The 21,320-nt window shown below is 67.3% G+C and carries 2 protein-coding genes (1 of these 2 running past the window's edge); both read right to left on the bottom strand.

What is annotated here, in order from left to right:
• Window positions 1-6: 6 nt before the first annotated feature.
• Window positions 7-11,328: a non-ribosomal peptide synthetase gene (locus LOY26_RS12305; RefSeq protein WP_258714821.1), complete on the bottom strand. Its 11,322-nt coding sequence runs from the start codon at window positions 11,326-11,328 to the stop codon at window positions 7-9.
• Window positions 11,325-21,320, bottom strand: partial view of a non-ribosomal peptide synthase/polyketide synthase gene (locus tag LOY26_RS12300; protein WP_258714820.1) — the 3' portion only. It continues 12,327 nt past the right edge of the window; 9,996 of the gene's 22,323 nt are visible here — the last part of the coding sequence; its start codon lies beyond the right edge, outside the window; it ends in the stop codon at window positions 11,325-11,327. The genes LOY26_RS12305 and LOY26_RS12300 overlap by 4 nt, the downstream gene beginning before the upstream one ends.

Below are 21,320 nucleotides of genomic sequence, written 5' to 3'. Positions count from 1 at the left end.
CGATCATTACGGGGTAACTTTGCCGTGCTGCAGCGCCTGCCCGTCGTGCCACCAGGCTGCCAGGCTGAACACGTCCGGCACCTTGAGGATGCTGAAGTGGTCACCCGGCCCCTGCCACAGCGCCAGCTTCGGCATCAGTTGCTGCCAGCCGGCCTGCATGGCGGCATGCTCGCGCGCATTGCCCAAGGCATCCAGGCCCGGGTCGTCCACCAATACCAGCCCGACCGGGCCGCTGTAGGCCAGCGTTGGCCGGTAGGCCGTGCGCAATGCCGTGGCGAAGGTGCGCACGGTGCCGTGCAGCGCAGCGGGCTGCGACCGTGCCGGCATCAAGCCGACCCGGACCATGGCCGCATGCAGTTGGCTCAACTGTTGATCGTCGCTGGCGTCAGCAAATGCACCTGGGTCGATGCCCAGCGCTTTGCCAGTGGAAAGCTGCAGCGCGTCGATCAGCCGCTGCAACGCTTCGCCGAAGGTGTAGGGCTGGCCACAGGTGCCACCCTCGCCCGGGGCCTCGCTGTCGATCAGCGTCAATGAGCGCACCTGCCGCCCCTTGGCTTGCAACCTGGCGGCGATGGCATGTGCCACCCAGCCCCCGAACGAATGCCCGACCAGGTTCAACGGCCCCTGCGGGTGCAGCGCCTCGATCGCCAGCACATGGCAATCGGCAGCGGCTTCCACCGTGCTGTGCGGCACCGAGCAGCCATCCAGCCCGCGGGCCTGCAAGCCATACAGCGGCCAGTCCGGCCCCAGCGCGTCGGCCAGGCCAATGAAGCTGGTGACGCTGTCGCCGGCCCCCGGCACGCAGAACACCGGCGCTTGCCCAGCCTGACCGGTCTGGATCGCTACCAACGGCTGATAAGCCGCCACCTCGACGTTAGGCACCGCGCCCAACGCCTGCCCGAGCACCTGCCCCAGCGCGGCCACATGGGGCGCCTGCATCACGCTGCGGTGGTCGCCCGGCACGCCCAGGGCGACCAGCGCCTGAGTCGGCAGCGTCTCGCCCCAGCCCAGGGCCGACAGTCTATCGCTGCCCTGCTCGGCGCGCAGCAAGTGCACCGGTACACTCAGCGGCGCAGGGCGGTAATGCGCCAATGCTCGGCCGTGCGCCAGTTCGCGGGTGAAGTAGTGCTGCAGTTGCGCATCCGTCATGCTCGCCCACAGCCCATACAGCAGCTGATGTTCGCGGCAACTGGCCACCAGGGCGGTAAAATCCGTCTCCCCGGCTTCCAGGTGCTGCAACCGCGCCAGCTTGTCGGCGCCTGCCGGGCCCTGCGTGCGCCAGAACAGGCTGCAGTTGGCCAGCAACTGCCGCTCCAGTGCACGCGGCCCCTCCCAGCGCGCCTTGCCCTGGTCGGCCAGGCGCGGCACATAAGTGTCGATCAAGCCCAGGAACTCGACTGGCTCGTCCGCACCCAGCAACTGGTTGGCGATCTCGAAGGCCAGTACCCCACCGAACGACCAGCCGGCCAGGCGGTAAGGCCCCTGCGGCTGTACGCTGCGCATCTGCTCGATGTGGTAGCGGGCCAGGCACTCCAGGGTGCGCGGTTGTGGGCGGTCACCCGGTACGCCGGGCAGTCCGTAGATAGCGAAGTCACCGGGCAGGTGCTGGGCCAGCACCGGGAAGTAGAAGTCCAGGCCGGTGAATTCGTGAACCAGGAACAGCGGCGTCTGCGTACCGCTGGCCCGCACCGTGATCACACCACGCGGCGCGGCATCCCGGTTGCCCAGCCGCGCCGCCAGCAAGGCGACGCTGGGCTGCTGGAACACATCGTTGATGGCCACTTGCAAACCTGCCTTGGTGATCTTGTCGACCAGCCGGATCGCGGCCAGGGAATGGCCGCCGAGTTCGAAGAAGTTGTCGTGGCGCCCTACCCGCTCCACGCCCAGCAGTTCGGCCCAGATCGTGGCCAGCAGGGTCTCGGTGTCGCCTTCGGGGGCTTGGTATTCACGGTGTTGCAGGGCTTCGGCGTCTGGCAGCGGCAAGGCCTTGCGGTCGAGCTTGCCGTTGGGGCTTAGCGGCAGCGCCTCCAGGTGTATGAACAGCGCGGGCACCATGAACGTCGGCAGGTGCCCGAGCAACGACGAGCGCAGCGCCTCCACCGGATGGAATTGGCCTGTGTAGTACGCGAGCAGCTGCTGTTCGCGGGCGATCACCACGGCTTCCTTGATCCCCACTATCCGCGTCAGGCCGGCCTGGATTTCACCCAGCTCGATGCGCAAGCCATGGATTTTCACCTGGTCGTCGTTGCGGCCCAGGTACTCGATATTGCCATCGCTCAGGTGCCGCGCCAGGTCGCCGGTGCGATACAGGCGTGCGCCGGGGCGGGTGCTGAACGGGTCGTCGATGAAGCGTTCGGCGGTCAGTTCGGCGCGGTTCAGATAACCACGGGCGACTTGCACGCCGCCGATGAACAGCTCGCCAGCGACGCCTTGCGGTACCGGCTGGCCCAGCGTATCGAGCACGTACAGCGTGGTGTTGGCGATGGGCTTGCCGATTGGGGTGTTGTCCGGCGCCGTCATGCAATGCCAGGCGCTGACGTCCACCGCCGCTTCTGTCGGGCCATACAGGTTATGCAGTTCGACCGTTGGCAACTGCGCGTGGAAGCGCCGTACCAGGCTGCCCGGCAGGGCTTCACCGCTGCACAGCACGCGCTTGAGAGCATCTGCCGAAGCATCGCCGTGGGCCAGGAACACATCCAGCATCGATGGCACGAAGTGCAAGGTGGTGACGCCTTCGCTGCGGATCACTTGGCGCAGGTACTCAGGGTCACGATGGCCACCGGGGCGAGCCATGACCAGGCGTGCGCCGGTTTGCAGCGGCCAGAGGAACTCCCACACCGACACGTCGAAGCTGAATGGGGTCTTTTGCAAGACCACATCGTCTGCGCCGAGGTTGTAGGCGTCCTGCATCCACAGCAGGCGGTTGACCACACTGGCGTGCTCGTTCATCACACCCTTCGGCAAGCCGGTGGAGCCAGAGGTGTAGATCACGTAGGCCAGATGACGCGGGGTCAACGTAGGAACTACCGGCTTGCTGGAAGGCTGCGCATTCCAGGTTGGCTGGTCCAGATCAATAAGCTGGGCCGCCTCCGGTACGTGGCGCGTAGCGCTGTGCACCAGCACCGCCACTGGCGCGCTGTCGCTCAGCATGTGGCGCACGCGCTCGGTCGGATAGTCCGGATCAACTGGCACATAAGCGCCGCCCGCCTTGAGGATGGCCAACAGGCCAACCACCATCGACAGCCCACGTTCGACGCAGATCGCCACCCGATCATCAGGCTTCACGCCCAACGCGATCAGGTGATGTGCCAAGCGGTTGGCCTGTTCATTCAACTCGCGATAACTGAGCGAACCTTCCTCGGCCCGCACTGCAACCGCATCCGGTGTGCGCACCACCTGCGCCTCGATCAGCCCATGCAGGGTCTGCTCAAGGTCGTAAGCCACCGCAGTATCGTTGAAGCCCTGCAGCAACCGCTTGCGCTCATCGGCATCGGGCAACCCGGTATGGGCAGGGATGGCCCGATCACTTTCAGCGAAGGTCCACAGTAACTGTTCGAAATACCCCGCATAACGCTCGATGGTGGCCCGCTCGAACAGGGCTGTCGCGTAGACGATACCGCCAGCAAAGCCATCGCCAGACTCGCCCAGGCTCAGGCTCAGGTCAAACTTGGCAATGCATGCCGGCCCACCCACTGCGCTCACCGTCAGGTCGGCCAACTGCAGCGCCTGCCGCTCCGGGCTGGCCTCCCAGTCCAGGGTGGCCTGGTAGAGCGGCGTATGCGCCAGGCTGCGGCGTGGGCGCAGCAGCTCGACCACCTGCTCGAACGGCAGGTCCTGGTGCGCCTGCCCGGCCAGCACCACGGCCTTGACCCTGGCCAGCAACGTGGCGACATCCGGTGCATCCGAAGTCTGCACGCGCAACGCCATGGCGTTCACGAACATGCCGACCAGGCCATCCACTTCCGCTTGCCTGCGGTTGGCCACGGGCGAGCCGATCACCACTTCGTCCTGGCCAGCCAGCCGGCTCAACAGCACCGCCCAGGCCGCCATGAACAGCATGTAAGGCGTCACGCCATGGCGCCGGCACAGCGCTTTCAAGTCGCGGCTCAAGCGCGGCTCCAGGCACACCGCGACGCTGTCACCGGCATATTGCTGGCGCTCGGGCCGTGGGTGGTCCCAGGGCAGGCTGATCAGCGCCGGTGCCCCGGCCAACTGGCCGACCCAGTAATCGGCCTGCTGGCGCAGCGCATCGCCGCTCAGCCAGCGCCGCTGCCACAGGGCATAGTCGATGTACTGCACAGGCAAGGCTGGCAACGGGTCGTCGCCACCGCTGCCGAAGGCCTGGTACAGCGCGCCAAGCTCGCGTACCAACACCGCCAGCGACCAGCCATCGGCCACCAGGTGATGCAAGGTCAGCAACAGCACATGGTGGTCCGGGGCGAGCTGCAGCATGCGCGCCCGCACCGGCAAGTCCCTGGCCAGGGCGAAGGGTCGGCCGGCCTCCTCGCGAATCAGCGCCGCCAGCGCTAGCTCATCCAGCCCACTGCAGATTTCCCAGCCAAGCTGGAAGCCATCGCTGCCGCTGGCCAGTACCACCTGCGGCTCGCCGTCCCGCTCCACAAAATGGCTGCGCAAAATCTCATGGCGCTCGACCAGGCGCCGCAAGGCCCGCTCCAGCGCCGCGCGGTCCAGGCGGCCCTGCAAGCGCAGGGCCAGCGGAATGTGATAGGCCGCACTGGCCTCTTCCATCTGCGCCAGAAACCACAGCCGCTGCTGGGCGAACGACAACGGCAAGGCGCCCTGGCGTGGGCCCGGCTGGATAGCCGGCAACGCATTGCCGTCATGGGCCAGGCGCGCCGCCACCGCCGCCAGGCTGTCATCGGCGAACAGATCGCCCAGGGCCAGCTCAAGGCCCAGGCGTTGGCGAACCTGGGCCACCATGCGCATCGCCAGCAACGAATGGCCCCCCAGTTCGAAGAAGCGGTCCTGGCGCCCGACGCTCTGCAGTTGCAGCAGTTCGCCCCACAGCGTGGCCAGTGCCTGCTCGCGCTCGCCTTCGGGCGCTTCGTAAGCCGTCAGCGCAAGGTCCTGGGGCCCCGGTGCCGGCAAGGCCTGGCGATCGACCTTGCCGTTGTTGTTCAGGGGCATCCGTGGCAACGCGACAAAGGCGCTCGGCACCATGTACTCCGGCAAGCGGCCACGCAGGAACGCGCGCAGCTCTGTGGCCTGCAGCGCTGCCTCGAGCGGGGTGAACCAGGCCACCAGCCGCAGCGGCCCCTGTTCGCCAGGCACGGCCATCACCACCACCTCGCCAACCCCCGGTGCCAAGGCCAACTGCTGCTCGATTTCACCCAGCTCGATCCGGTAGCCGCGGATCTTGACCTGGTCGTCATTGCGCCCCAGGCACTCCAGTAGGCCGTCAGGCTGCCAGCGCACCAAGTCGCCGGTGCGGTACAGCCTGGCACCGGGTTGCTGGCTGAACGGGTCATCGATGAAACGCTGCGCCGTCAGCTCCGGGCGATTCAGGTAGCCCAGGGCTACACCGTCACCGCCGATGTACAGCTCACCGACCACACCCTGCGGCACGGGTTGCTGCCAGGCGTCCAGCACATACACCTGTGTGTTGCCGATAGGCCGGCCAATCGGCACCTGAGGCGCGTTCGGCGCCAGTTCATGCACTTCGAAAGTGACCGCGAAGGTGGTGGTTTCGGTCGGCCCGTAGCCATTGACCAGGCGCAACCCAGGCGCCTTCTGCAGCAGCGTACGGAAGGCCGCGGGCTCTGCACGCTCACCGCCGCTGATCAGCACGCGCAGCAGCGCCAGGGCATCGGGGATCAGTTGCACGTACTGGTTGAACAGCGCCGTGGTCAGGAACAGCACGGTGATGCCTTGGTCCACCAGCGCCGCCGCGAAACGCTGCGGGTCGACCAGCGTGTGGTGATCGATCACCCGCACCTGCCCGCCGTTGAGCAGTGCGCCCCAGACCTCCAGGGTGCTGGCATCGAATGCCGGGTTGGAGGCGAAGGCGATACGGTCGCCCGCCGTCAGTTCGGCAAAGCTGTCGTTCAGCACCAGCCGCGCGATGCCCCGGTGCGTGACGCAAACGCCCTTGGGTTTGCCGGTGGTGCCGGAGGTGTACATCACATAGGCCGTGCTCCCAGCGTCCTGGGCCAGCCCAGGGTTGTGGCCGGGCTGGTCGTCGAGTGACAGTTGGTCGAGGTTCACACGCCGCACCGCAAGATCGACTGGCGTAGCGGCAAGCGTCAGCACTGCGGCGGCCAGGCAGTCCTCGACCATGAACGCCTGGCGATCGGCGGGGGCATGGATGTCCAACGGTACATAGACCGCACCACACTTGAGCACTGCCAGTTGCGCCACCAGCAGTTGCAACGAGCGCGGCAACAACACCGCAACGCAGGCGCCCGGCGCCACACCGGTGCCCATCAGGTAATGCGCCAGGCGGTTGGCGCGTTCGTTAAGCGTGGCGTAGTCCACGGACTGGTCGCCATGCGCCGCCGCCAGTGCCAGCGGGTGGCGGGCCACGCGCTGTTCGAACAGGCGCTGCACCGCACATTCGCGGGGGTAGTCGCGCTGGGTGGCATTGAAGCCATTCAGCAAGGCCTGGCGTTCTGCGTCGCCAACCAGCTGCACCTGCGCCAGGGGCTGTTGATCGTTATCGATCATGGCCCACATCAACGTCTCGAAGTAGCCCACATAGCGCCGCACGGTGGCTTCGTCGAACAGCGAAGTGGCGTAGTCGAGGCTGCCACGCAAGTTGTCGCCATGCTCGCCAAGGTTCAGCGTCAGGTCGAACTTGGCCACCTGGCCAGCCTGGGCCACGGCTTCCAGTTGCAGGCCCGGCAACTGCAAGGCGGCACCCTCGGTGGCCTGCCAGTTCAGGGTGGCCTGGAACAACGGCGTATGGCCCAGGCTGCGCAGCGGGCGGACGATTTCCACCACCTGTTCGAACGGCAAGTCCTGGTGCGCCTGGGCGTCCAGTACACGCGCGCGCACCTGCTCTAGCAGGGCGTGCGCTGTCGGTGCTGTTGCAGTGTCGATGCGCACGGCCAGGGTATTGACGAACACGCCCACCAAGGGCTCCAGCTCGGCACGGCCGCGGCCCGCCACAGGGCAACCGATCACCACCTCAGCTTGGCCGGACAACCGCGACAGCACGCCAGCCCAGGCGCTGAGCACGGCCATGTACAGCGTCACCCCATGACGCTGGGCCAGGGTGCGCAGGCCCGCCGCCAGGCGTGGCTCCAGCTGCAGTGGCAGGCTTGCCCCGGCAAAGTCCTGGCGCTCGGGGCGTGGGCGGTCGCTGGGTAGCTTGAGCAGGCTAGGCGCGCCGTCCAGGGCCTTGCGCCAGTAATCGGCCTGGCGCTGCAACTGGGCGCCGGATAGCCAGCGGCGCTGCCAAACGGCGTAATCGCCATACTGAATGGCCAACGCCGGCAGTGGTTCATCCCTGCCTTGGCAGATGGCGGTGTACAGCGCGCTCAACTCGTGGGTGAGCACACCCAGCGACCAGCCGTCGGCGACGATATGGTGCACGGTCAAGGCCAGCACATGATGCTCGGCGCCCAGGCGCAGCAGACACGCCCGCAGCAACGGCCCGTGGGCCAGGTCGAACGGCGCACTGGCCGCTTCATGCAAGCGGGCTGGCAGGGCATCGGCGCCAATGTCTTCGCGCTGGAACCACTCGCCACCCGCTGTGGCGGCAAACACCACCTCGGCACTGGCATCACGCGGCACGAAGCGGCTGCGCAAGGTTTCGTGGCGCTCGATGATCCGCAGCAATGCAGTCTCGAGGGCATCCGCGTCCAGTGGCCCGCGCAGGCCCAGGGCCATCGGCACGTTGTAAGCCTGGTTGCCGCCGTCCATCTGCGCCAGAAACCACAACCGCTGCTGGGCAAACGACATTGGCAGCGGCGCATCGCGTGGCACCGGGCATATCGCCGGCAGCTCGCTGCGCTCGGCCTTGGCCAGCACGTCGGCCACCGCAGCCAGCTCCGGGTTGGCGAACAGTTCGCTCAGGCTCAGCTCGACGCCCAGGCGCACGCGCACTTGGGAGACCATGCGCATGGCCAGCAAGGAATGGCCGCCAAGGCTGAAGAAATGGTCGCGACGGCCGACGCGTTCGACCTGCAGCAGCTCGGCCCACACGTGCGCCAGGGCCTGCTCCAGCTCGCCCTCGGGGGCCTCGTAACCTTGCTCGAACAATGCCGAGCGGTCAGGCTGCGGCAATGCCCGGCGGTCGAGTTTGCCATTGGCGGTCAGCGGCAATGCCTGCAGCGCGACGAACGCCACCGGCACCATGTATTCGGGCAAGTGCGCCTGCAACTGGGCACGCAGGCCTTCGGGGGTGAGCGGCTCGACGTCAGCCTGGGCGGTGAAGTAAGCCACCAGCCGTGGCTGGCCGGGCTGGTCCTCGCGGGCCAGCACCACCGCCTCATCGATGCCGGCCAAGGCGCTCAGGCGGCTTTCGATTTCGCCCAGTTCGATGCGTACGCCGCGGATCTTGACCTGGTCGTCGTTGCGCCCCAGGTAGTCCAGGGTGCCGTCGGGCAACCAGCGCACCAGGTCGCCCGTGCGGTACATACGCCCACCGGCCGTGGCGACGAAGGGGTCGTCAAGGAAGCGCTCGGCGGTCAATGCCGGGCGGTTCAGGTAGCCCCGGGCAACCCCGGCACCGCCAATGTACAGCTCCCCTGGCACGCCCAGCGCGACAGGTTGCTGATGGGCGTCGAGGACATACAGGCGCGCGTTGTCGACCGGCCGGCCGATGTGCAGCGCCGCGCCGGGCTCCAACACGCCAGAGCTGGCCACCACGGTGGTTTCAGTGGGGCCGTAGTTGTTGACCACGGCAAAGCGCTGGGTGCGGTTGAACTGGCGCAGGCGGTCGCCGCCGATCAACAGAGTGCGCAAAGTCGGGTGTTCGAGCTGGTGATTGAAGGCGTATTCGGCCACCGGTGTGGGCAGGAAACTGACGTCCAGCGGCTGTGCCTGCCACCAGGCGAGCATGGCGTCGAGGTCTTCGTTGCCCTGGGATGCTGGCGCCAGGTGCAACGTGGCCCCGGCACACAACGCCGGCCAGACTTCCCAGGCCATGGCATCGAAACCAAAGCCGGCCAGGCTCGACGTGTGCCGGCCAGGGCACAGGTCGAAGGCGCGGCAATGCCAGTCGACCAGGTTGTTGACCGTGCGGTGCTCAACCATCACCCCCTTGGGCTGACCGGTCGAGCCCGAGGTGTAGATCACATAGGCCAGGTTGCTTGCATCCAGGCCGGGCACAAGGGGGTTACTGTCGCAGGCGGGCCAGCCCGGCTGGTCCAGCAGCAGCACCGGCACCTCGACGGGCCCCAGGCGCGCCTGCAATGCCTGTTGCGTCAGTACCACCAGCGGGCCGCTGTCGCTGAGCAGGTAGTGCACGCGCTCATCCGGGTGGGCCGGGTCTACCGGCACGTAGCCCGCCCCTGCCTTGAGCACAGCCAACAAGCCAACCAGCGTCTCCAGGCTGCGCCGGGCGACCACGGCGACACGGTCATCGGGCCGCACCCCCAGGCTGATCAGGTGCTGCGCAAGGGCATTGGCCTGGCGGTTGAGCGCGGCGTAAGTCAGGCACGCGCCGGCGCAGGTGGCGGCAACGTGGTCAGGGTACTGCTCGGCCAGTTGTGCGATGCGCTGGTGCAGCGCCAGCTGCCGTTCGTAGCTGGCCGGGTAATCGTTGAACGTTTCCAGCAGTTGCTGGCGCTCGCTGTCAGGCAGCATGGCAAGCGCCATGACCGCTGCCTGAGGCGCCTGCAACAGGCCTTCAAGGACCTGCTGCAAATACCCGCAGACGCGCTGCGCCGGGACCTCGGCACTGGCCAGCAAGGTCAGGCGAAAGCCCTCGCCCAGGTCATCGACGCTCAGGGTCAACGGGTAGTTGGTGGCCTCGGCGGACTCGACGATGTCGATACCCGCCAGGGCTGCGCGGCGAGGCTGGGCAGTGTCCACCGCGCTGTGACGGTAGTTGAGCAAGGCATTGAACAGCGGCGCCGGCGCTGCCACACCGCTGCAACGCTGGGCCAGCGCCAGGGGCGCGTGTTCGTGGCGCATCAATGCACTCAGCCGCTGGTGGGTGGCGCGAATGGCCGTTGCCAGGTCCTCGCTGCCCAGGTCCACACGTACTGGCAGGGTGTTGATGAAAATCCCCAACGCCCGGTCAGTGGCTTCGGCCCCTTGCAGGCGCCCCATCAGTACCGTGCCGAACACCACCTGCTCACGGCCGGTCAGCCCCCCCAGCACACGCCCCCAGGCCAGGTGGAACACGCTGGCGACGCTCACCCCCAGGCTGCGCGCCAGGGTGCGCAGTTGCTGGCACAGGGCGAGCGGCAGGTCGAGCGAGTGCTCGTTGTGCACTTCGCCAACGCCTTGCACATCCTGGATGCCATACGCCAGAGTCGATTCATCAATGCCCTCCAGCATGTCGCGGAAGAACGCCTCGTGCTCGGCCTCGCTGATCCCCAGCACGGCCTGCGCCACGTAGTTGCGAAACGGCACCGGCGTGCCCAGGCGCTCGCCCTCGCCCGCCAGAAACGCGATCAGTTCGTGGCGCACCACCTCCAGGGCACTGTGGTCCATGGCGATGTGATGAAACTGCAGGGTGGCACTCAATGCGCCATCGGCCTCTGGGGCGTCACGTAGCAGGCGGATCAGCGGCGCCTGGGTCAAGTCGAGCGTGCCGCGCTGGGGGTCGCTGGCGGGCAGTGTCGCCACTTGCAGGTCGGCACGGCGCCACACCACCTGTACCGGTGTTTCCAGCCCTTCCCAGTGCACCGAGGTGCGCAGGATATCGTGGCGGGCGATCACCCCGCGCAGGGCCTCGGCGAACGCCTGCAGGCGTGCTTCGCTGGCGAACACGAAACGCGCCTGCATCACGTAAGGGTCGCTGTCGGTGGCGCTGGCATGGTGGAACAACATGCCCTGCTGCAAGGGTGCCAGCGGGTAGATGTCCTGCACATTGGCCGCGCCGCCGGGGATGCAGGCAACGATGCCATCGAGGGTGTCCTGGTCGAGGTCGATCAGGTTGAGCATTTGCGGGGTGATGCGTGTGCAGCCAGGCGCGATCAGGTTTGCCGGCACCTGCACCGCGCCCTGTCTCACGGCCACGTACTCGCCGCGCTCGATCATCGCCACCAGCGCCGGCTTGTGCTCGCGCAGTTGCGCCACCAGTGTGGCGTCGGTCAAGGCCTGGCGATTGCCCTGGACGGCCAGCTGGCCGTCCTTCAGCGCCAGCTGCACGTTTTTGGCCGTCAGTGTTGCCAGTAGTTGGTTGATGCTCACAGGACGATCTCCATTCTGTCTGTGATGGCTGCGTAGCCTGCCAATGTCGGTTGGTCGAACAGGACGCGCACATCGGCTTCCAGGCCTTGGTCGCGCAGGCGGGAGGTCAGGGTCACTGCCAGCAGTGAGTGGCCGCCCAGTTCGAAGAAGTTGTCGTGGCGCCCTACCCGCTCCACGCCCAGCAGTTCGGCCCAGATCGCGGCCAGCAGGGTCTCGGTGTCGCCTTCGGGGGCTTGGTATTCGCGGTGTTGCAGGGCTTCGGCGTCCGGCAGCGGCAAGGCCTTGCGTTCGAGCTTGCCATTGGGGCTCAGCGGTAGCGCCGGCAGGTGCATGAACAGCGCGGGTACCATGAACGCTGGCAGATGAGCCAGCAGTGCACTGCGCAGGGCTTCCACGGCCTGCTGCTCGCCGGTGTAGTACGCCACCAGACGCTGATCGCGAGCGATTACAACCGCTTCCTTCACACCCTCGATGGCGGTCAGGCCGGCCTGGATTTCACCCAGCTCGATGCGCAGGCCATGGATCTTCACCTGATCATCGTTGCGGCCCAGGTACTCGATGTTGCCATCAACGAGGTGCCGCGCCAGGTCGCCGGTGCGGTACAGGCGTGCGCCGGGGCGGGTGCTGAACGGGTCGTCGATGAAGCGTTCGGCGGTCAGTTCGGCGCGGTTGAGGTAGCCACGGGCGACTTGCACGCCGCCGATGAACAGCTCGCCAGCGACGCCTTGCGGTACCGGCTGGCCCAGCGTATCGAGCACGTACAGCGTGGTGTTGGCGATGGGCTTGCCGATCGGGGTGTTGTCCGGCGCCGTCATGCAATGCCAGGCGCTGACGTCCACCGCCGCTTCTGTCGGGCCATACAGGTTATGCAGCTCGACCGTTGGCAACTGCGCGTGGAAACGCCGTACCAGGCTGCCCGGCAGGGCTTCACCGCTGCACAGCACGCGCTTGAGAGCATCTGCCGAAGCATCGCCGTGGGCCAGGAACACATCCAGCATCGATGGCACGAAGTGCAAGGTGGTGACGCCTTCGCTGCGGATCACTTGGCGCAGGTACTCCGGATCGCGATGGCCACCGGGACGAGCCATGACCAGGCGTGCGCCGGTTTGCAGCGGCCAGAGGAACTCCCACACCGACACGTCGAAGCTGAATGGGGTCTTCTGCAAGACAACGTCTTCTGCGCCGAGGTTGTAGGCGTCCTGCATCCACAGCAGGCGGTTGACCACACCGGCGTGCTCGTTCATCACACCTTTCGGCAAGCCTGTAGAGCCTGAGGTGTAGATCACGTAGGCCAGATGACGCGGGGTCAGTGCGGCGAGTACCGGGTTGCTGGAAGGCTGCGCATTCCAGGTTGGCTGGTCCAGATCAATAAGCTGGGCCGCCTCCGGTACGTGGCGCGTAGCGCTGTGCACCAGCACCGCCACTGGCGCGCTGTCGCTCAGCATGTGGCGCACGCGCTCGGTCGGATAGTCCGGATCAACTGGCACATAAGCGCCGCCCGCCTTGAGGATGGCCAACAGGCCAACCACCATCGACAGCCCCCGTTCGACGCAGATCGCCACCCGATCATCAGGCTTCACGCCCAACGCGATCAAGTGATGCGCCAGGCGGTTGGCCTGTTCATTCAGCTCGCGATAGTTGAGCGAACCTTCCTCGACCCGCACTGCAACCGCATCTGGCGTGCGCACCACCTGCGCCTCGATCAGCCCATGCAGGGTCTGCTCAAGGTCGTACGCCGCCGCCGTATCATTGAAGCCCACCAACACCCGCTGGCGCTCCTCTGGCTCCAGCACCGGCAAGCGCTGCAACGCCAACTCAGGCGTCTGCTCCAGGGCCTCGGCCATGGCCTCCAGCACCTGGTTCATCTGCCCGCAAATACGAGCCGCACCCACTTCGGCCGGGGTCATGGCAACCAGGCGGAAGCCTTCACCCAGGTCGTCCACGTTCAGGCCCAACGGGTAGTTGCTGCGCTCCTGGCTCTCGAGGTTCTCCATACCCTGGGTAGCCTGACGCTGGCTGTCAGTGACCTGCGTACTGTGCCGGTAGTTGAGCATGGCGCTGAACAAAGGCAAGGGTGCAGCCACGCCACTGCAACGCTGGGCCAATGCCAAGGATGCGTGCTCATGGGCCAGCAAGGCGCTGAGGCGCTGATGCACGGCCTGCGCACCCTCGCGCAGGCTCACTTCGTTCAGGTCGACCCGCAGCGGCAAGGTGTTGATGAACATGCCCAGCGCCCGCTCGGCGCCTTCGCCGCCTTGCAAACGGCCAAGCAGCACCGTGCCGAACACCACCTGGTCCTTGCCGCTGGCAGCCGCCAGCAGGCGTGCCCACGCCAGGTGGAATAGGCTGGCAACGCTGATCCCCAGCTGCCGGCCGTGCTGACGCAGACGTTGTGCCAGGTCGTCCCGCAGCCACAGCTGGGCCTCTTCGATGTCGCGGCCATCGCCTTGTACATCGCTGAGGCCGAACGGCAGGGTCGGTTCGTCGATATCCGCCAACTGCTCGCGGAAGAACGCTTCGTGCTCGGCCTGGCTGATACCCAGGCGCGCCTGGGCTACATAGTTGCGATATGGCACCGGCGCCTGCGCCGGCTCGCCAGCGCCCTGCAGGTAACCGATCAGTTCCTCGCCGACCACTTCCATGGCGGTGTGGTCGAGCACGATGTGGTGGAACTGCAGGGTCGCTTCGATACGTTCCGTACCCGGCTGCTGGGTGTAGCGCAGGCGGATCAGCGGTGCCTGGCCCAGGTCGAGCGTTGCATCGCGCTCATCGCCGCCCGGCATGACCGACAACGGCGCATGCCGCCAGACCACCTGCACGGCTTGCGGCAGGCCCTGCCAAAGCACAGCAGTGCGCAGCACGTCATGCCTGGCGATGACCTTGCCCAGCGCTGTGGCAAAGTGGTCCAGGTGCTCGCGGCTGGCAAAGGCGAAGCGTGACTGCAACACATAAGGGTCATGGGCCTGTGCGCTGAGGTGGTGATAGAGAATGCCCTCCTGCAACGGCGCCAACGGGTAGATGTCCTGCACATTGCTGGCGCCGCCCGGCACCTGGGCAACGATGCGCTCGATGGCCGCCTGCTCCAGCGCGATCAGGGGCAGCATGCCCGGGGTGATGTGCTGGCAGCCAGCCGGGATCAGGTTGGCCGGCACCTGCACCTGGCCTCCCTGGCCCAGGGTTGCTGCCAGCGCCGCCACGGTCGGTTGGCCGAACAGCGTGCGCACATCGACCTGCAAGCCTTCCCGGCGCAGGCGCGCGGTCAGGTTCACGGCCAGCAGCGAATGGCCACCCAGCTCGAAGAAGTTGTCGTGCCGGCCCACGCGTTCGACGCCCAGCATGTCGGCCCATACTGCCGCGAGGGCGGTTTCCACCTCACCTTGCGGGGCAACGTGGGCCTGGCCTGCGAGCAGGTTCGGGTCGGGGTCGGGCAACGCGTTGCGGTCAAGCTTGCCATGGCTGGTCAACGGCAATGCCGGCAGGTGCATGAAGGCCATCGGCACCAGGTGCGCGGGCAGGCTTGCCTGCAACGCCTGGCGCAGTGTGTCCACGGCCACCGGTGCGGTTTCGGTGAACCAGGCCAGCAACCGCTCGCCGCGCACCAGCACCACCGCATCGCCAATACCGGGCTGGGCGGCCAACACGCTTTCGATCTCGCCAAGCTCCACGCGTACACCACGGATCTTCACCTGGTCGTCGTTACGGCCCAGGTAGTCGAGGGTGCCGTCAGCGTTCCAGCGCACCAGGTCACCCGTGCGGTACAGCCGCGCCTCGGGTTGCCCGCTGAACGGGTCGGCGACAAAGCGCTCTGCGGTCAGTTGCGGGCGGTTGAAGTAACCGCGGGCGACCCCCGCCCCGCCAATGTACAACTCGCCCACGGCGCCCACTGGCAGCGGTTGCTGGCGTTCGTCGAGCACATACACCCGGGTGTTGGCGATCGGCATGCCGATATGCAGCGCACCGGCCGCCGCCAACTGCCCGGAGGTGGCAACCACCGTGGCCTCGGTGGGCCCATAGTTGTTGACCAGGGCAAAGCCTGGGTCACGCTCGAACTGGCGCAGGCGATCCCCCCCGACCAGCAACGTGCGCAAGGTCGGGTGCTGGCGCTCGCGGCGCAGCGCTTGCTCGGCCACCGGCGTTGGCAGGAAGCTGACCGCCAGCGGTTGCGCAAGCCACCAGTCGAGCAGTTCATCGACGTGCTCAGCGGCGATACGCGCAGGCGGCAGGTGCAGCACGGCCCCGGTACACAACGCCGGCCACACCTCCCAGGCCACCGCATCGAAGCCGAAACCGGCCACCGTGCTGGTATGGCTACCGGCGTTCAGGGCAAAGGCCTCACCGTGCCAATGCACCAGGTTGGCCAGTGTGGCGTGCTCGACCATCACCCCTTTGGGCTGGCCGGTAGAGCCGGAGGTGTAGATCACGTACGCCAGTTGGCGATCATCCAGGCCAGCCACACGCGGGTTGCTGTCGGCTGCGCCCTGCCAGGCATCGCGGTGCAACTGGACGCAAGGGGTCTCGCCGACCAGCGCCAGGGTGGCGGACTCGACCAGCACCAGTGCCGGTGCGCTGTCTTCGAGCAGGTAGGCGATGCGCTCGGCCGGGTACGCCGGGTCGATCGGCACGTAGGCTGCACCGGCCTTGAGCACGGCCAGCAGTGCCAGCACGCGCTCCAGGGTACGCGGCAAGCACAACGCAACCCGGTCGCCGACCTTTACCCCACGCTCGATCAGGTGGTGGGCGAGGCGGTTGGCGCTGCGGTTCAGCTCGCCATAGCTCAGCACCTGGCCATCCTGCACCAACGCCGCCGCTTGCGGCGTGCGGGCCGCCTGGGCTTCGACCAGGGCGTGCACGGTGAACCCTTTCGGGTAGTCGCGTGCGGTGGTATTAAAGGCTTCCAGCACCTGTCGGCGCGCTGCCGGGTCGAGGATCGACAACGTATCCACCGGTTTGTCCGGCGTTTGGGTCAAGGCCTGCAACAGCTCGATCAGGGCCTGGTTCATCCAGCCGGCGACCCGTTCGGCGCCGATGCCCTCCTGGGCCAGCACGCTCAGGGCAAACCCTTCACCCAGGTCGTCGACACTCAGGGTCAGCGGGTAATTGCTGCGCTCCTCGCCGCCCAGCAGGCGCACGCCCGGGGTGCCGGTATCGGCCTCGGCAGGTGCCCCTGCCGTGCTGTGCCGGTAGTTGAACAAGGCGCTGAACAACGGCGTGGAGGCCGCCACGCCACTGCAACGCTGGGCCAATGCCAAGGACGCGTGCTCGTGCGCCAGTAACGCCGAGAGCCGCTGGTGGGTGATGCGCACCGCTTGCGCCACGGGTGCGCAGAGGTCGATGCGCAGCGGCAGGGTATTGATGAACACGCCCAACGCCCGGTCGGCCCCTTCGCCGCCCTGCAAGCGCCCCATCAGTACCGTGCCGAACACCACATCGGTGCGGTTGGCGAGCACCCCGAGCACCCGTGCCCAGGCCAGGTGCGCCAGGCTGGCGGCGCTCACCCCCAGCCGTCGCGCCTGCTCGCGCAGGCCGCGTGCCAAGCTGGCATCGATGGCCAGGCGGGCTTCTTCGATGGCGCGGCCATCCCCCTGCACATCGGCCAGGCCGAACGGCAAGGTTGGCGCGTCGAGGTCGCCCAGCATGTCGCGGAAGAACGCCTCGTGGCCGGCATCGTTGGCCCCCAGGCGCGCCTGGGCGACATAGGTGCGGTAAGGCACTGGCGCCGGCAAACGCTCGCCATGGCCCGCCAGCACCGCCTGCATCTCGCTGGCGATGACTTCCATGGCGGTGTGGTCCAGGGCCAGGTGGTGGAACTGCAACATCGCCACCACACGCTGGTTGGCCGGGTCGTCGGCATGCAGCAGGCGCAACAGCGGTGCACGCGACAAGTCCAGGCGCTGGTGGCGGGCGTCGAAGCGTGCCTGCAAGGCGTCGATCACCGAGCCGGCGGCCAAGCCGTCGATTGCGCACACCTGCATCCGCGCTTCACGCCATACCACCTGCACGGCGTGCTCCAAGCCTTCACTGACCACCGCAGTACGCAGGATGTCGTGCCGGTCGATGACCTGCTGCAAGGCACCCGCCCAGCGCTGCAACTGCGCCAGGTTGTCGAACGCCAGGCGCGATTGCAGCAGATACGGGTCGCCCTGTGCGGCGCTCAGGTGGTGGTACAGGATGCCCTCCTGCAACGGCGCCAGCGGGTAGATCTCCTGCACATTGGCCGCGCCGCCGGGTACGGTGGCGACGATACGGTCGATACTGGCCTGGTCGAGCGTGATCAGGCTGAGCATGTCCGGGGTAATGTGGCGGGCACCTTGCGGCACACGGTTGGCCGGCACCTGCACTTCGCGCCCGCTGCCCACCGCAGCAGCCAAAGCTGCCAGCGTCGGTTGGGCAAACAGCACACGCACATCGGCGCCAAGGCCGGCCTTGCGCATGCGCTCGACCAGGGTCACGGCCAGCAGCGAGTGGCCGCCCAGTTCGAAGAAATGGTCGTGGCGGCCGACCTGCGCGACCTTGAGCAGCTCGGCCCAGATCGCTGCCAAGGTGGTTTCGACCTCACCCTGCGGAGCCTCGAACGCACGGTTCAGCACGGCATCACTGCCTGGCTGCGGCAAGGCACGGCGGTCAAGCTTGCCGTTGGCGGTCAGCGGCAGCCCACCCAGGCAGACATAGGCGGCCGGCAGCATGTAGTCCGGCAACTGGCCTTGCAACTGCTGGTGCAGTTCGGCAATGCCTGGGGCAGGCTCACTGGCGGTGAAATAAGCCACCAGGCGCTTGTCGCCCGGCACATCTTCGCGCACCACCACCGCCGTCTCGCGGATACCGGCGCACGCCCCCAGGCGCGCTTCGATCTCGCCCAGTTCGACACGGAAGCCGCGCAGCTTGATCTGCTGGTCGGCACGGCCCAGGTAGCGCAAGGTACCGTCGGCCTGCCAGCAGGCCAGGTCGCCACTGCGGTACATGCGCGCACCCGGCTCGCGGCTGAACGGGTCGTCGAGGAAGCGTTCGGCGGTCAGCGCGGGCTGGCCGAGGTAACCCAGGGCGACGCCGTCGCCACCGATGTACAGCTCACCGACCGCGCCGACTGGCAACGGCTGCTGACGCGCATCGAGCACATAGCAGCGGCCATTGCCGATCGGTTTGCCGATGGGAATGCTGCCCGCATCGACCGCACGGATGGCGTAGGTGGTACTGAACGTCGTGGCTTCGGTCGGGCCATAGCCATTGAGCAGGTGCGCCGGGGCGCCATGGCGCAATACCCGGTTGACCACGGCCGGGTCCAGTACATCGCCGCCAACCATCAGGTAACGCAGCTTGGCGAAGGCCGGCAGCAAGTCGTCGGCAAACTGGTGGAACAAGCCGGCAGTCAGCCACAGCACCGTCACGCCCTGCTCCAGCAACACCTCACGCAGGGCCTGACGCGACAGCACCTGGTGCTGGTCGATGACCACCACTGCGCCGCCGTTGAGCAGCGGCGCCCAGACTTCCAAGGTGCTGGCGTCGAACGCCGGGTTGGAGGCGAACGCGACGCGGTCCTGGCAGGTGAAGTCGGCGAAGCCGTTGTTGATCACCAGGCGCACGATGGCCCGGTGCGGTACCTGCACGCCCTTGGGGGTGCCGGTAGAGCCGGAGGTATACATGATGTAGGCGGCGCTTTCGGCATCCACCACCAGGCCCGGAGACTGCTGCGGGTAGCCGGCAAGGTCAAGGCGGTCCAGCTCGACGCGCAGGGCGTGGCCCACCACGTGTTCACTGCTGAGGGTGAGCAACACCCGCGCCTGGCTGTCATCGAGCATGAAGGCCTGGCGTTCGACCGGCGCATTGCTGTCCAGCGGTACGAACACCGCCGCGCACTTGCTGGCCGCCAGTTGCGCCGCCAGCAGTTCGATGCTGCGTGGCAACAACAGCGCAACCCGGTCACCAGGGCGTACGCCCAGGCCCAACAGGTGATGAGCCAGGCGGTTGGCGTGCTGTTCGAGCTGCGCGTAGCTCCATTGCCGGTCACCGTGCAACACCGCCGGCGCAGTGGGGCTGAGCGCGGCATAGGTGTCGAACAGGGTATGCAGCGCCTGTTCGCGTGGGTAATTGCGGCGGGTGGCGTTGAAGCCTTGAAGCACCCGCTCGCGCTCGGCCGGCGCCAGGCTGCTCACCTGGTGCAAGGCCATGGACGGTGCCTGTGCAAGGGCCTCGGCCAATTGTTCGAGGGCGGTGCTCAGCAACTGGCAGACTTGCGCGCCATCGACCTCTGGCACCGCTTGCACGGTCAGCACAAAGGCGTCGCCCAGGTCGTCGACATTGACCACCAGTGGGTAGTTGCTGCGCTCATGCGCGGCCAGTTGTTCGATACCCTGCCAGGCCTGGCGCAGCTCGGCCTTGGCCGGGGCACTGTGGCGGAAGTTGAGCAGGCTGGTGAACAGCGCCTGGGACGCGGGCACTGCGCTGCAACGCTGGGCCAGGGCCAGCGAGGCTTGCTCGTGGGCCAGCAAACGCGCCAGACGCTGGTGGGTCAGGCGCACGCCCTCGGCCACCGCCATCGCGCCCACGCTCACCCGCAGCGGCAAGGTATTGATGAACATGCCCAGCGCCCGTTCGGCCCCCTCGCCGCCTTGCAGGCGGCCGAGCAGCACGGTGCCGAACACTACCTCTTCGCGCCCGGACAATTGCGCCAGCACCTGCCCCCAGGCCTGGTGCACCAGGCTGGCGACGCTGATACCCAGCACACGGGCCTGCTCACGCAGGCGGCCGGCCAGGGCGCTGTCTAGTGCCAGGCGGCTGTCCAGCACCCGGCTGGCATCACTGTGCGCATCGCGCAGGCCGAACACGGTGGTGGGTTCGTCGATGTCGCCCAGCAGCTCGCCGAACATGGCTTGGTCGGCCTGGGCATCGGCGCCCAGGCGCGCCTGGGCCACGTAGTTGCGGTAAGGCACGCTGGCGTGCGACAGGGCCTGGCCTTGCAGCACCGCAGTGATCTCGGCCACCAGTTGCTCGACAGCCGCATGGTCGAGAATGATGTGGTGAATCAGCAGGGTCGCCTCCACGCGACCTTCGCCTGGGCTTGGCACCAGGCGGATCAAGGGGGCCTGGTTCAGGTCGAGGGTGGTGGTGCCAGCCTGGCCAGCCACTGCAGGCGTGCTGCGCCAGACGACCTGCACGGGTTCGTCCAGGCCCTGCCAGTGGATGCTGGTGCGCAGGATATCGTGGCGGGCAATGACCTGATCCAACGCCGCGGCGAAGGCATCGAGTTCGGCCTGCCCCGGGAACGCAAAGCGCGCTTGCAGCACATAGGGGTCGGCGCCCTCGCTGGCGAGGTGGTGGTAGAGGATACCTTGTTGCAGCGGGGCCAGGCCGTAGATGTCCTGGACATTGGCCACGCCCCCTGGGATCTGCCCGACCAGGGTGTCGATGGCCGCCTGGGACAGCTCGGCGAGCGGCAGCATGTCCGGGGTTATGCGGGTGCCATCTATCGGGATGCGGTTGGCCGGCACGCTCACGCCGGTTTCACCGCCGATGGCGGCGGCCAACGCAGCCAGGGTCGGCTCGCCGAACAGCACGCGGATATCGGCATGCAGGCCTTGCTGACGCAGGCGCGAGGTGAGGCTGACTGCCAGCAGCGAATGGCCGCCCAGTTCGAAGAAGTTGTCGTGGCGCCCTACCCGCTCCACGCCCAGCAGTTCGGCCCAGATCGTGGCCAGCAGGGTCTCGGTGTCGCCTTCGGGGGCTTGGTATTCGCGGTGTTGCAGGGCTTCGGCGTCCGGCAGCGGCAAGGCCTTGCGTTCGAGCTTGCCATTGGGGCTCAGCGGTAGCGCCGGCAGGTGCATGAACAGCGCGGGTACCATGAACGCTGGCAGATGAGCCAGCAGTGCACTGCGCAGGGCTTCCACGGCCTGCTGCTCGCCGGTGTAGTACGCCACCAGACGCTGGTCGCGGGCGATAACGACCGCTTCCTTGACGCCGTCGATGGCGGTGAGCCCGGCCTGGATTTCACCCAGCTCGAT

The organism is Pseudomonas sp. B21-047, from assembly GCF_024748775.1.
GTDB classification, from domain to species: Bacteria; Pseudomonadota; Gammaproteobacteria; order Pseudomonadales; family Pseudomonadaceae; genus Aquipseudomonas; species Aquipseudomonas capeferrum.
Note: the sequence above shows the minus strand (reverse complement) of the source record. Positions and strands in the feature narration are given on the sequence as shown.